The sequence below is a fragment of the Stenotrophomonas sp. YJH_SMC_17 genome (genome assembly GCF_059371655.1).
Window position 1 is genome coordinate 174,924 of the sequence record NZ_JCAFUU010000004.1, and the last position, 12,533, is coordinate 187,456.

Genomic DNA, 12,533 nt, shown 5'->3' on the forward strand with positions numbered 1-12,533 from the left:
ATGCTCTCACCTGCCCGCCCCCTTCGAATCGTCGCCGTCTCCGGCGGACTGCAACGCCCTTCCAGGGCCGCCACGCTGGCCGAGCATCTGCTGGGCCTGATCGGCGAGGACATCCACGGCGAGCAGCACCTGGTTGAACTGGGCGAACTGGCCCCGCAGCTGGCGGGCGCGCTCTGGCGTTCGCAGCTGCCCGACACCGTGGAACGCCATTTGGCCGCTGTTGAGCAGGCCGATGTGCTGGTGGTGAGCACGCCGGTCTATCGCGGCTCGTATACAGGGCTGTTCAAGCACTTCTTCGACTTCATCCACCAGGACGCACTGGTCGACACCCCCATCCTGCTGGCCGCCACCGGTGGCAGCGAGCGCCACTCGCTGGTGATCGACCATCAGCTGCGCCCGCTCTTCAGCTTCTTCCAGGCACGCACCCTGCCGCTGGGTGTCTACGCCACCGACCGCGATTTCGCCGACGGCCGCGTGCACAACGACGCCCTGATCGAGCGGGCGCGACTGGCGGTACGGCGGGCCATGCCGCTGCTGGCGCTGCCCCGCCATCGTGCCACCGCCCTTGAGGCCGCCGCAGCTCTTTGAATGCCGGATGCCCTCGCCCGCATCCGGATGTCACCCCGCAACACGGAACGCCGCCCATGACGACCGACACCTTCACCTTCAGCATCACGCGCATCCCCTTCAACGAGGATTACCAGCCCGCAGAGGGGACGCGCATCACCACCAATTTCGCCAACCTCGCACGCGGCGAGTCGCGCCAGGAGAACCTGCGCAACACGATCAGCATGATCAACAACCGCTTCAACGATCTGGCGCACTGGGACAACCCCAGCGCGGACCGTTACGCGGTCGAGCTGGACATCATCTCGGTGGAGATGCATATCGACGACAGCGATGGCGGCGATCCGTTCCCGTTGATCGAGGTGCTGCGCCCGACCATCGTCGACACCCGCACCGGTGTGCGTACCGAAGGCATCGTGGGCAACAACTTCTCGTCCTATGTGCGCGACTACGATTTCAGCGTGGTACTGCCGGCCAGCAACGAAGGCAAGGCCACCTTTGGCATTCCGGAAGGCTTTGGCGACCTGCATGGCAAGCTGTTCAGGCATTTCCTGGAGTCTGACGCCTACCGTGCCAACTTCAGCAAGGGGCCGGTGATCTGCATCAGCGTGTCCAGCAGCAAGACCTACCACCGCACCGAGAACCACCACCCGATCCTGGGCGTGGAATATCGCCAGGGCGAGTTCTCTCCCACTGACCAGTACTTCGACAAGATGGGCCTGCAGGTGCGCTACTTCATGCCGCCGGGCAGCGTCGCACCGCTGGCGTTCTACTTCCAGGGCGACCTGCTGGGTGACTACTCGAACCTGGAGCTGATCGCCACCATCAGCACGATGGAGGCTTTCCAGAAGATCTACCGCCCGGAGATCTACAACGCCAACTCCGTGGCAGGCAAGGTCTACCAGCCCAGCCTGAAGCACCAGGATTACTCCTCCACCCGCATCGTCTATGACCGCGAGGAGCGCAGCCAGCTGGCGGTCAAGCAGGGCCGGTTCACCGAAGAGCACTTCATCAAGCCATACCGCGCCGTGCTTGAGCAGTGGGCTGCCCGCTGATCCATCGATTCCCCATTCGCCCCAGGAAACAAGACGCAATGTCGACGAAGAAACTGCTTCCCACCTCCACCGCAGGCAGCCTGCCCAAGCCCTCCTGGCTGGCCGAGCCCGAAAAGCTCTGGTCACCCTGGAAGCTGCAGGACGACGGCCTGATTGAAGGCAAGCAGGACGCGCTGCGCCTGTCCCTGCAGGAACAGCAGCACGCCGGCATCGATATCGTCAGCGACGGCGAGCAGACCCGGCAGCACTTCGTCACCACCTTCATCGAGCACCTCAGCGGTGTCGATTTTGAGAAGCGCGAAACGGTCCGCATCCGCAACCGCTATGACGCCAGTGTGCCAACCGTGGTTGGTGCGGTCAGCCGCCCCAGGCCGGTGTTCGTGGAGGATGCAAAGTTCCTGCGCCGGCAGACCACGCAGCCGATCAAGTGGGCCCTGCCTGGCCCGATGACCATGATCGACACGCTGTATGACGCGCACTACAAGAGCCGCGAGAAGCTGGCCTGGGAGTTCGCGAAGATCCTCAACGAGGAAGCCAAGGAACTGGAGGCCGCTGGCGTGGACATCATCCAGTTCGACGAACCTGCCTTCAATGTATTCTTCGATGAGGTGAACGACTGGGGTGTAGCCGCACTGGAGCGTGCGGTTGAAGGCCTGAAGTGCCAGACGGCGGTGCACATCTGCTATGGCTATGGCATCAAGGCCAACACCGACTGGAAGCAGACGCTGGGATCGGAATGGCGCCAGTACGAAGAATCGTTCCCGAAGCTGCAGACCTCGAGCATCGACATCATCTCGCTGGAATGCCAGAACTCGCACGTGCCGATCGATCTGATCGAACTGGTGCGCGGCAAGAAGGTGATGGTGGGCGCCATCAACGTGGCATCTCATACCATTGAAACGCCGGAAGACGTGGCCAATACCCTGCGCAAGGCGTTGCAGTTCGTGGATGCCGACAAGCTCTATCCGAGCACCAACTGCGGCATGGCACCACTGCCGCGCGAGGTGGCACGGGGCAAGCTGCGTGCGCTCAGCGAAGGGGCCCGGATCGTGCGTGAGGAGCTTTCGGCGTAGCGCGGCCGCCCGGCGGGCGCGCGAGTGGAGCCTGGCCTGTGGTCGACCAGGCTCTGCCGTTCTCCCGCACATCAGGCCGCACCGCCATCAACGGCCGTCGAGGCGCGAGCGCCTCCTTGATCCGCCTCATCTCCCCCGCCCCCGCCTCGGCCAGGCGGCGGGCCTGCTGCCGCTGCTCGCGGGTGAGCGCCGGCGGCACAGCGCCATGCGTGGCGGGCGTGGCATTCACCAGCCGTGCCACCGCATCGCGCAGCCTCAGCTGCGGGTAAAGCCTGACAGCACACCAGCGCTCTGCATAGCGCTTGGCCTGGCGAGCGCTGGCGACCACCACGGTCTTGCCCGGCGCCGCCCTGCGAGCATCCAGGCACAGTCGGAAACCGAGTACGGGATGTGGCACGACATTGGCCACCGAGCGACCGTTCCACCACAGATCCCAGCGTTCACCGTTCTGCACCCAGCCGGATGGTCGGGTAGCGTTCATGAAATCTGGACGGTGAAATGATGAGCCCATGATGGGAAGCATACGAACGCCCGTCGCACCGGCTGAGACCCGGGCAGACCACCCTGCACTGCTACGCCTTCACGAAAGGCAGTTAACGTAACGTGTCACAGCTGATGCTTTGGATCCACTCTATGCAGCACGATACGCGGACGTTGTAGGTATCGGCGGCAGACATCGCGCCAGTCATCGCGAGAATCAGAAAATGGTCCTGCCGGGCGAAGAGGTACGAAATCTTTCAGGGATTCCGCCCCTCTCCGCTTCAGTGCAACGGCACCTTCAACACCGAATGCGCATTGGCCGGCGAACTGAACGTCACCGTGCCACCCAGCTGGCTGATGCCCGCATAGCGCAGATCCACCGTATCAACCACCAAGGTCAGGCGGCTGCCGGCTGGAATGTTCCAGCTGCTCGCTTCCAGCCGGAGGTCAAGCGTCTTCGGCTGGCCCGGCGTGGCGCCGCGCAGCGTGTACGGCTTGTGGCTGATCAACTGGCCATTGCCCAGCACATCCTCGGCGTACAGGTAGGCGTACAGCGTGGTGTTGGCGCGGCTGGGCGTGACCGTCAGGCGCACTTCCGGGGCTCCATCCAGGCGCTTGGCACTCCACTGGATCGGCCCCTGCCAGACACCGGCAGCGCCACGCCCGACGAACGGCACGTACGCACCCGGCGGCAGATTGATCATCTGCAACGCACCGGAGGCCATCGCCACACCGGAACTGGCGGCGGTCAGCAGCCCGCTGCCGATGCGGTAGTTCCAACCGGTGCCGACACCGTTCTCGGCCAGCCCGCCGGTGGGCAGCAGCAGCCCGGTTGGTGCGGTCAGCGCGTAGCTGATGGCGCCGGCATTGGTTGCCTGCCAGTTCGGGTAGGTGCTCCAGCTGCCCTTCTGCGACTTCAGCTGCACCGCAGGCTGCCGGTCGATGCCATTGGCCTCACCCTTGAGGTAATGGTCAAACCAGTCCCCCACCGAATCGTAGACCTCGTTGGGAATACCCAATGCGCCAAAGGCTTCGTTGAGCGCGTGATCACCATGGCGCAGCTGCAGTTGTTTGGGGTCCTTCAGCCGGTTGAAGAAGTCAACCAGCTGGCCGGGCGGGAACAGGCTGTCGTTGAAGGCGTTGGCCAGGAACACCGCCGGCTGGTTGGCATTGATCTCATCGATGCTGGACGCAGGGCTGCGCTGGGCCGCCACCGGCAACAGCGAGTCCACCGCGCTCTGGTAGTTGCCGACCAGCACATTGCGATTGATGGTCGTCAGTTCCGGTCCCGAGCGACCGGTCGCCAATCCTGCAGCCACCAGCAGCGCGATGCCCTGCGCGCTGGGGGTGTCGTTGCTGTACAGCGAGGCCTGCAGGTCGGCCCAGCCGCTCAGTGCGGCCACCGCCTTGATGCGCGGGTCGCGCGCTGCCGCCAGCAGGCTGGTGCCGGCGCCGTAGGAGATGCCCGAAACGCCGATTCGTGACGGGTCGGCGCGGGTATTGTCCAGCGCCCAGTCAATCAGCGCACTGACGTCCTCGACCGTGGCCGGCCCGGCGATGTCGATGCTGCCGCCGGATTCCCAGAAGCCGCGCGAGCTGTAGCTGATGACCACATAGCCGCGCCGGGCCAGGGTCTGCGCGACCCCCACATATTCCACACTCGGCGCCGCCCAGCTGCTGGGCATCACCAGCAACGGATAGCGACCGCTGCCTGCGTCCTGTGGCTCGATGACGAAGGCCCCAAGGGGCGTGCCGTCCCAGCCCGGGAGGGTGCGATGGGTGGTCTTGACCGTGGCCGCCCAGGCGGTGGGCGCCAGCCCGGTCAGCAGGATCAACAGCAGCAATACCTTGCGCATCGTCGTCTCTCCCCGTCGGTGGTGGTGCAACGGGTTGGACCGTACCAGTGCGAATGGTGACAGGCACCTTGCGGCGCAGCATGACGTTTGCTGCATTGTCGCAGCCTTTGGATCGATGCTATGACGGGGTACTTCCCAAGGATGGACAGATACCATGAGGCCCCGGCCACTCTCACTTGCCGCCCTGATGCTGGGTGCAGTCGGCCCCGTGTCTGCGGACGGTCCCGCGCTGTCCGTCGCCGCCGCCGGCGCAGTTTTTGAAGAGGCGGAAGCGCTGTGCCAGGCCGACAACGGTCGACTCTGGGGAGCGTCGCTGTGTGGGCCGATGATGCTGGTAGACCGGACCAGTCGACGGGTCACGGCATCCCATGCAGATGCACAGGGCCGCCTGCAGGTACGTGGAAAGGTCTTCGTCGGCCAGCTTTCGCCGGACGCGATCATCGCCAACACCGCCGTCGAATGGTCCGGCACCCGCTGGACGCAGCTGCTCTGGCCGCTGCCACAGGACGAAAGCCGGCGACGCACGTGCTGGCCCACGAGATGTTCCATCGCCTGCAACCCGCATTGTCGATCGAAACGCCGGCAGAAGGCGGCAATGAGCACCTCGACACGCTCGAAGGTCGCTATTGGCTGCAGCTGGAATGGCGTGCACTTGCCGCCGCACTGTCCGCAACCGACCCCGGCGCACAGCGCAACGCGATGAACGATGCGCTCGCGTTCCGTGCTGAGCGTTACCGTCACTTCCCAGCCGCCTCCCGGGACGAGGCCGCGCTGGAGTTGAATGAAGGCCTGGCCGAGTACACCGGTGTTCTCGTCGGCAATCCAACTCGCGCTGCGCGCATCGAAGCTGCACTTCATGACCTTCGCGCCCATGTGGGTGATCGCAGCTTCGTCCGTTCGTTCGCCTACGCGACCGGCCCGGCCTATGGCCTGCTGCTGGACCAGGTTGCGCCCGGATGGCATCGCAATCTTGTCCACCCCGCCCGGGATTTCGGTTCACTTCTGGCAGAGCGCACGCACACCACTCCACTCACCGACGAAGCTGCACTGCTCACCACAGCAGCGCGTTATGACGGGCCTGCGCTGCGCGAAACGGAAGTGCAGCGGGAACAGCAGCGCCTTGCGCAGCTTGAACGCAACCAGGCCCGCTTTGTAGCCGGCCCGGTACTGCGGCTGGATCTTCGCAGCATGCGCATCCAGTTCGACCCAGGCAACATGCAGCCGTTGCCTGGCAGCGGCACGGTGTATCCCACGATGCGGCTGAGCGACGTATGGGGAACGTTGACGGTCACCGACGGAGCGTTGATGCAGAACGACTGGAAGGCCGTGTTCGTGCAGGCGCCTGCATCGGGCGAACTGCCCCTGCAGGATCATGGATGGACGCTGAGCCTGGCGCCCGGATGGTCGCTGGCACCTGGAGCGCGCCGCGGCGACTACGTGTTGCGGGCACGGCCCTGAGCCTGGTGGCGAAGGAGACCGCCCCGCCCTAGCACGCGCGCATGTCACCCACGCGCCGTGTGATCTGACACCTCTCCAGTGCTTGCGGGCGGTCACAGCTTCGTCTTTTCGTCGTTGACCGAAAGACGACAGCTTGTGACGCTTACGACACCGCAGGGCCTCAGCAGCCCAACAACGCGGTCACGTCCCACCGCAATCCGCTGCACCCGACTCCGCACCGTCTCCACATGACCCCGCTTCGGCACGGTCGTGGTGGACGGCTGCGCCCTGAACTTCTGCTGGAGAACCGCAATGCGCCTTGCAAGCTTCTTCCTCGCGTTCGTCCTCAGTGCCGTCGCCGGCGCTGCCCAGGCCCAGGTCGTCACCCTCAACAAGGGCGGCTTCGTGCTCACCTACGACTGCAGCATCCACAGCGCCACCCGCTACGAGTACACCCTGACGGCAGACACTGGTTCGGCCGCGCGGCCGTCCAGCTTCTACAAGGACCCGGACCTGCCGGCCGGCTGCCTCGGGCAGAACAGCACCGCCTCCTACGCCAGCATCAAGTCCGGCTATGACCGGGGCCATCTGGTGACCTCCAATCACATGGATTACAACGCGACCTACATCCGCCGCGCCAACTACATGACCAACATCGTTCCGCAGGTCTCCAGCTTCAACCAGGGCATCTGGGTGAAGGCCGAGAACGTGGCAGAGTGCTACCGCGACATCGCGCCGGTGGATGTCTATGGTGGTGTGGTCTACGGCGACGCCTCCAACGACTACTTCCTTTCCAGCCACGGCATCCCGACGCCGGAGTTCTTCTGGAAAACGATCATCACCCGCGACCCGAATACCGGTACCGCCAAGGCGATCAGCTGGATCATCCCCAATGAAGCGAACCTCGGCAGCCTGGACAGCTACCTGGTCACCATCGCCGATCTGGAGGAACTGCTGGGTGCCAGCTACGTGGCGATCAACGCCCCGGCATCGCTGAAGAACATGCTGCCGGCCACCACCTGGCCGCAACCGGCCGGCTGCGACCTGGGCTGATCGCTGGGCGGAACAACATCACGGTACCTGCACGCGCAGCACCCGTGACGCCAGCACTCTGGCAGACAGGAACTGCAATGCGGTGCCGACGACCAGGGCCAGGACCAGCCCGCGCCATATCGTCGGTGCCGCAGCCGACAGCGCACCCAGCAGGTACGCCAGACTGGCCAGGCTGATCAACAGGGCTGTGGCAAGCAGGATCAGGGACACCATCATCCTCCGCACCGTCGATGCCGCTTCCGGCGACGGTGGGCTGGCCCACAGGCCGGCAAACGCGGCCAGTGCGCAGGCCACCAGCAGGGCCAGGCCTGCAATCGCCAGCTGCGCAGCGCCGTCGGCAACGGGCATGATGAACTCGCCATGCGGGATTCCCATGGGCAGCTGCATCGCCAGGATCGGGAGCAGGCAGTTGCCGGCCACCAGCGTCAACGCAGCGGCCATGCTGGCGTGGATGAGGTGATGGTGCACGCCCTCGGTACCTGTGCGCCGCTGCATCAGCAGCGCTGGCATCAATGCCAGCAGCGTGAGGACGAGTGCATGCACAAGTTCCATCAAGCTGATGGCGGCGACGCTGTAGATGGGAAACCGCAACTGCGCCAACGGAATGCGCATCGCGCGATCCAGCGCGATGAGCGCCCCGAAAAAGGCGACCGAAGCGATCACCGGGCGCCGGATCTGCAGCGCGCCGCGACGCCCGAACAGCAGCGTCGACACCAGTACCGCGGCACCCGAGAAGAGACTCAGCCTGAAACCGAGTTCAGCCAGCGCGTAGCCAGCGTCACGTGACGTCTCCGGCGGCCCCAGGCGGTACGCGAATTCGACCACGCGAAGGGTGACGGGCAGGTGCAGGCAGAGGACATAGAGCATGGCGGCCATCGCGAACTGGATGGGGTAGGCACGGAGGAATGATCGCAATCGGTTCAAGGCGTATTCCGGTCCAGCCGCTGGGCGGGTTGTCCCGGCAGTCTAGCGCCCCTCCAACCCGCGTGCCCTGCCCGCCCCGCTATGGGAAAATAGCGGCCACGTCGTCCCTTTGGCTGTGCCCGGAGTAGTAGATGTCCCGTTTCCCCTTTGATGCCGTGCTGTTCGACTGCGACGGCGTAGTGGTCGATTCCGAGCCGCTGGTGGCTCGCGTGCTCTCGGAGATGCTGACCGAACGCGGCTGGCCGCTGACCCCGGCACAGGCCGGCGAAGTCTTTCTCGGCCAGTCCGTGGCCCATCTGGCCGGGCTGATCGAAGAGCGCACCGGCAAGCCGTTCACCGAGGAATGGCTGGAGCAGTTCCGCCAGCAGCGCAATCGTGCGCTGGAACGTGACCTCCAGGCGATCCGCGGCGCGCCGGAGGCGGTGCGTGCGATCGCCGTGGCGACCGGTGGTCGCATTGCCTGCGCCTCCGGCGCCGATCTGCACAAGGTGCGGCTGCAGCTGGGCAAGGTCGGCATTCTCGACGCATTCAATGGCCATGTGTTCAGCGGCCAGGACATGCCGAACACCAAGCCGCATCCGGACGTCTATCTGGCTGCTGCGGCGGCGCTGGGCGTGGACCCGAAGCGTTGCGCGGTCATTGAAGACACTGTCACCGGTGCCACTGCGGGAGTTGCTGCAGGTGCCACCGTGTTCGGCTTCAGTGAAGGTGGCCCGCACCACAGTACGCCCGAGGCGCTGCGCGCGGCGGGAGCCCAGGTGATCTTCCAGCGCATGGAAGATCTTCCTGCGCTGCTGGCGGCCTACGCCGCCGATGCGGTCGCCTGACCCTGGGTCAACCCGCGGCACCCACCCCGGTGCTGCGGCATTTCCCGGCGTAATGCGGCGCAAACAGGCGCAGCCCGGTAAACAGCTACAGGTGTGGCGGAAGACCGAAGGCCTGCTTGAACGAACGCGCGAAGTGCGCCGGCGACACCGCACTGACCTCTGCCAGGCGGCCCACCGGCCAATCCTCATGGCTGCTCCGGTCCATCCGGTCCATCCGGTCTTTGGCGCGCAGCAGGCGTCGCAGCAGTTCGGGGCTCGGGCTCATGTCAGGCACTGCAGCACACGAGGGCATTGGACGAAGCGTGGGTGGGGCGGCGGCCGCCATCAACCCGTCTCAGCGCTGCGCAGGCAGGTCCAGCCGGTGCTTGCGGCACAGCCGGTACACCGTCACCCGCGAAATCTGCATCTGCCGTGCACACTCGGACACGTTGTACCCGGTCTGGCGCAGGGTCTGCAGCAGCACATCGCGCTCGGCCTGGCCACGCGCGTCATGCAGCATCGCACCGGGCAGCGCGTGCACGGGCTCGCCCAGCTCCAGGTCACGCTCGCTGATCAGCTCGCCTTCGGCCATGATCGCTGCCCGCTGCACGCGGTTGAGCAGTTCGCGCACATTGCCGGGCCAGCCGAAGCGCCGCATGGCCTGTATCGCCGTTGGCGAGAATCCCCGTGCACGCACGCTGTGGCGCAACCGGAAGCAGCGCAGGAAGTGTTCGGCCAGCAACTGTACGTCGGCACCCCGTTCGCGCAGCGGTGGCATCAGCAGGCGCAGCACATTCAAGCGGTAATAGAGGTCACTGCGGAAACGGCCCTGCGCCACCGCATGCTCCAGCTCCACGTGGGTGGCAGCCAGCACCCTTACATCCGCACGCAACGGTTGGCTGCTGCCAACGCGTTCGAAGGTGCCCTCCTGCAGCACGCGCAGCAGGCTGGTCTGCGCCTCCGCAGGCAGGTCGCCCACTTCGTCCAGGAAGACGGTGCCGCCATGGGCCGATTCGAATACGCCGATCTGGCGCTTGTCGGCCCCGGTGAACGCACCACGTTCGTGGCCGAACAGTTCGGACTGCACCAGGTTGGCAGGAATGGCGCCGCAGTTGATGGCGATGAACGGCTTGCCAGCGCGACCGGACAGCGCGTGCAGGGCATGCGCGGCCAGTTCCTTGCCCGTGCCGGTCTCACCGGTAACCAGCACCGGCAGTTCAACCGGCGCGAACTTGTGCAGCACCGTGCGCACTGCGTGCAGTGCCGGGCTTTCGCCGATCAAGGCGCGCGGCCCCTGCGCCGTGCAGGCTGCATTGGCGGGTGGATCGTCCGCTTCGAACTGCTGCCGCATGGCAGCCACGAGATCCTGCAGGCCGAACGGCAGCGTGAATCGTGCCACGCAGGCCTGCAGCAGTGGCAACCACGCGGCGGGGGTCGGCCCTGCGCCGGGCGGAAGCACCGCCAGCCAGGGCAGATGCTGGTGCTGCTCGATCCACGGCGCAAGCAACTGCAGTGCCGATGCATCAAACTGGCGAAGATCAAGCACGGCGAGCAGGCGGTCGCGACCACGCAGGCCAATTGCCATGGCGGGGTCTGGACGGATGCTGCGCACATGCCAGCCCGCCGCCGCCAGCGCACTGCGCTCGCCGTCCAGCGGCTCACCGAACCAGAGCACGCATCGTGACGTAGAAGCCTCCGGGACCGCCGCCATGCTTCCCCCAGCATCCGGACACCGTCGGCGGACTGTCAGGCAATCGCCGGCGTGCCGCCCCCCGCCGGGACCTCTACGGCCACCGGGGCGGCCCTTGTTGGGCGGATCCTAGCGCTTCCCTAAACGGCGGCGCAATGAGCAATGCGTCAAGAAATCTGTGGCTGAACCGGCACCGTTGCAGACGGCGGCGCCACCTGTAACACCGGTGCGACAGTGGCCTCCCGCCCTTGCCCTGCGGCGCTTCGGGCTTCGAAATCCCAACGATTCCCCCAACGTGCCTGTAACACCGTGGCAGCACCGCGGTCAGGTGCTGCACGGTCCCGACATTGGCGGGTGGGCACTTTCAAGTTGGCACGGTTGATGCGTGGTTCCGCCGCACCCATCGCGGGAGATCGGCATGGACGGTACCACCCTGATTCGCGGCCTGGCCGCAGCATTGGCAATAGCCCTGCTGTCGATTGCCACGGGCGCATCCGCGTCCGGCGCCCGCCAGGGCGTGAAGGCGCAGCCGGGCGAAATCGTTCTGTTGCGGGACGTACCCGCGCGGCCAGCCTATCGCATGGCACCACCGGGCATGGCGCTGATTGCCGACCCGAAGCCACAGCGCGAGATCGCCACCGCATTGGGCGCCGGCGGCACGACGAACGGCATGGACGAATTGAGCGATGAGGACTATGCCGGCATGGGAGCGGGCCACGCCGGCACACCCGCAGCGCCCCAGGGCACCACGGTAGAGCGCGTAACGCAGCAGGCACTTGGTGGCACGGTTGGGCGCAGCGGCGATGGCATGGTCGGCAGCAGCCTCGGTGCTGCCATGGGTGGCCCGCTCGGCGCGGTTGGCAGCAGCACCCGTGGCATCAGCGATACGGTGCGCGGCGCCCTTGCCCAGTTCCCGCTGCAGGGCACTGCCCCGGCCGGTGGCAAATGAAGTGCCTGCACTGGCCGCTGCTGGCGTTCATCGCCACGCCGTGGATGGCGATGGCCGATGACTACAGCGGTATGCTCGCCTATCTGGACGTGGCCCGCATCGACGGCCGCGCACTGGCCGGGGCGACGGGTGCCATCGCCGTGAACCAGGCCGCCGGCGACCTCAACGTGCAGGCCAACCTGCGCGGTATCGCCAATGGCGAGCGTGCCGACGTGGCGATCAACGCCCAGCAACTGCAGCGTGGCAACCGGGTGCTGGGCGCACCGCTGCAGGCCACCGCCGTCATCGACGGTGAAGCACTGGCCGGCGCCAGCGGCATTGCATCCATCAACCAGGCCAGCGGCATCGCCAATACGACGCTCAACGTCGTCAGCGCGACGCTGGCCCGACAGGGCATACGCGAAACCGACGACGTGGCCTTGGCCGCCGAAGGTTCCGCGTTGGCAGGGGGGCGGGACGACGCCGGTCGCGGCGTTGCGACGGGGACCCGCAGCGTCGGTGTAGCCAGCACCGCGCTGCGGGGATTCGACGGGGTCCTGCAACTCAATCAGATCGCGGGCAGCGGCAACGACACGGCCAATGTGCTGGGCCTGGTCGTGCAGGACCGCCCGTGACAACCACCCAACCGATGTACCACCTGATG

Annotated in this window: 11 protein-coding genes and 1 pseudogene; 8 read left to right on the forward strand and 4 right to left on the reverse strand. The window is 66.0% G+C overall.

Going from position 1 to position 12,533, the window contains the following annotated elements:
* From msuE to AC5P8Z_RS13530, 3 genes are read left to right on the forward strand one after another with little or no spacing between them, the layout of a single operon-like run.
* Positions 1 to 588: an FMN reductase gene (gene msuE, locus AC5P8Z_RS13520; RefSeq protein WP_495229272.1), complete on the forward strand. Its 588-nt coding sequence runs from the start codon at positions 1 to 3 to the stop codon at positions 586 to 588.
* A 56-nt stretch (positions 589 to 644) separates the two neighbouring features.
* On the forward strand, positions 645 to 1,622 hold the full coding sequence (locus AC5P8Z_RS13525) for a DUF1852 domain-containing protein (RefSeq protein WP_495229273.1): 978 nt from the start codon (positions 645 to 647) through the stop codon (positions 1,620 to 1,622).
* A gap of 38 nt (positions 1,623 to 1,660) precedes the next feature.
* Positions 1,661 to 2,695 carry a methionine synthase gene (locus tag AC5P8Z_RS13530; protein WP_286068430.1) on the forward strand — a complete coding sequence of 345 codons (1,035 nt, stop codon included), beginning with the start codon at positions 1,661 to 1,663 and terminating at the stop codon, positions 2,693 to 2,695.
* 761 nt (positions 2,696 to 3,456) lie between these two features.
* On the opposite strand, the gene AC5P8Z_RS13535 is transcribed toward AC5P8Z_RS13530, so the two are convergent.
* Entirely contained in the window at positions 3,457 to 5,031 is a 1,575-nt protein-coding gene (locus tag AC5P8Z_RS13535) for an alpha/beta fold hydrolase (RefSeq protein WP_495229274.1), read from the reverse strand.
* Positions 5,032 to 5,556: 525 nt separating this feature from the next.
* On the opposite strand from AC5P8Z_RS13535, the gene AC5P8Z_RS13540 reads away from it, so the two are divergent.
* Both AC5P8Z_RS13540 and AC5P8Z_RS13545 read left to right on the forward strand, forming a co-directional pair.
* A complete protein-coding gene (locus AC5P8Z_RS13540) occupies positions 5,557 to 6,489 on the forward strand; it encodes a hypothetical protein (RefSeq protein WP_495229275.1) in 933 nt (310 codons plus the stop codon).
* 291 nt (positions 6,490 to 6,780) lie between these two features.
* Positions 6,781 to 7,521, forward strand: coding sequence for a DNA/RNA non-specific endonuclease (locus AC5P8Z_RS13545; RefSeq protein WP_286068445.1), 741 nt, complete (start codon positions 6,781 to 6,783; stop codon positions 7,519 to 7,521).
* A gap of 18 nt (positions 7,522 to 7,539) precedes the next feature.
* Here AC5P8Z_RS13545 and AC5P8Z_RS13550 read toward each other — a convergent pair whose 3' ends face one another.
* Positions 7,540 to 8,388 carry a hypothetical protein gene (locus AC5P8Z_RS13550; RefSeq protein WP_495229276.1) on the reverse strand — a complete coding sequence of 283 codons (849 nt, stop codon included), beginning with the start codon at positions 8,386 to 8,388 and terminating at the stop codon, positions 7,540 to 7,542.
* 188 nt (positions 8,389 to 8,576) lie between these two features.
* Here AC5P8Z_RS13550 and AC5P8Z_RS13555 point away from each other — a divergent pair, with 188 nt between their 5' ends.
* Entirely contained in the window at positions 8,577 to 9,272 is a 696-nt protein-coding gene (locus tag AC5P8Z_RS13555; RefSeq protein WP_495229277.1) for an HAD family hydrolase, read from the forward strand.
* A 91-nt stretch (positions 9,273 to 9,363) separates the two neighbouring features.
* Here AC5P8Z_RS13555 and AC5P8Z_RS13560 read toward each other — a convergent pair.
* A pseudogene (locus AC5P8Z_RS13560) lies at positions 9,364 to 9,537 on the reverse strand (helix-turn-helix transcriptional regulator); the annotation flags it as partial.
* A gap of 69 nt (positions 9,538 to 9,606) precedes the next feature.
* Complete coding sequence (locus tag AC5P8Z_RS13565; RefSeq protein WP_295568962.1) at positions 9,607 to 10,962, reverse strand: sigma-54 dependent transcriptional regulator; 1,356 nt, start codon at positions 10,960 to 10,962, stop codon at positions 9,607 to 9,609.
* A gap of 397 nt (positions 10,963 to 11,359) precedes the next feature.
* Between AC5P8Z_RS13565 and AC5P8Z_RS13570 the strand changes: the two genes are divergently transcribed.
* On the forward strand, positions 11,360 to 11,890 hold the full coding sequence (locus AC5P8Z_RS13570) for a FapA family amyloid fibril periplasmic chaperone (protein WP_286068449.1): 531 nt from the start codon (positions 11,360 to 11,362) through the stop codon (positions 11,888 to 11,890).
* Positions 11,887 to 12,504 (forward strand): FapB/FapC family functional amyloid domain-containing protein, encoded by a 618-nt coding sequence (locus AC5P8Z_RS13575; protein WP_286068450.1) that lies wholly within the window; start codon positions 11,887 to 11,889, stop codon positions 12,502 to 12,504. The genes AC5P8Z_RS13570 and AC5P8Z_RS13575 overlap by 4 nt, the downstream gene beginning before the upstream one ends.
* Positions 12,505 to 12,533: the final 29 nt, after the last annotated feature.

Bases quoted from the DNA above. Each gene is read 5' to 3' on its own strand.
- msuE (WP_495229272.1), top strand. From the start codon at position 1: ATGCTCTCACCTGCCCGCCCCCTTCGAATCGTCGCCGTCTCCGGCGGA.
- AC5P8Z_RS13525 (WP_495229273.1), top strand. From the start codon at position 645: ATGACGACCGACACCTTCACCTTCAGCATCACGCGCATCCCCTTCAAC.
- AC5P8Z_RS13530 (WP_286068430.1), top strand. From the start codon at position 1,661: ATGTCGACGAAGAAACTGCTTCCCACCTCCACCGCAGGCAGCCTGCCC.
- AC5P8Z_RS13535 (WP_495229274.1), bottom strand. From the start codon at position 5,031: ATGCGCAAGGTATTGCTGCTGTTGATCCTGCTGACCGGGCTGGCGCCC.
- AC5P8Z_RS13545 (WP_286068445.1), top strand. From the start codon at position 6,781: ATGCGCCTTGCAAGCTTCTTCCTCGCGTTCGTCCTCAGTGCCGTCGCC.
- AC5P8Z_RS13550 (WP_495229276.1), bottom strand. From the start codon at position 8,388: ATGCTCTATGTCCTCTGCCTGCACCTGCCCGTCACCCTTCGCGTGGTC.
- AC5P8Z_RS13555 (WP_495229277.1), top strand. From the start codon at position 8,577: ATGTCCCGTTTCCCCTTTGATGCCGTGCTGTTCGACTGCGACGGCGTA.
- AC5P8Z_RS13565 (WP_295568962.1), bottom strand. From the start codon at position 10,962: ATGGCGGCGGTCCCGGAGGCTTCTACGTCACGATGCGTGCTCTGGTTC.
- AC5P8Z_RS13570 (WP_286068449.1), top strand. From the start codon at position 11,360: ATGGACGGTACCACCCTGATTCGCGGCCTGGCCGCAGCATTGGCAATA.
- AC5P8Z_RS13575 (WP_286068450.1), top strand. From the start codon at position 11,887: ATGAAGTGCCTGCACTGGCCGCTGCTGGCGTTCATCGCCACGCCGTGG.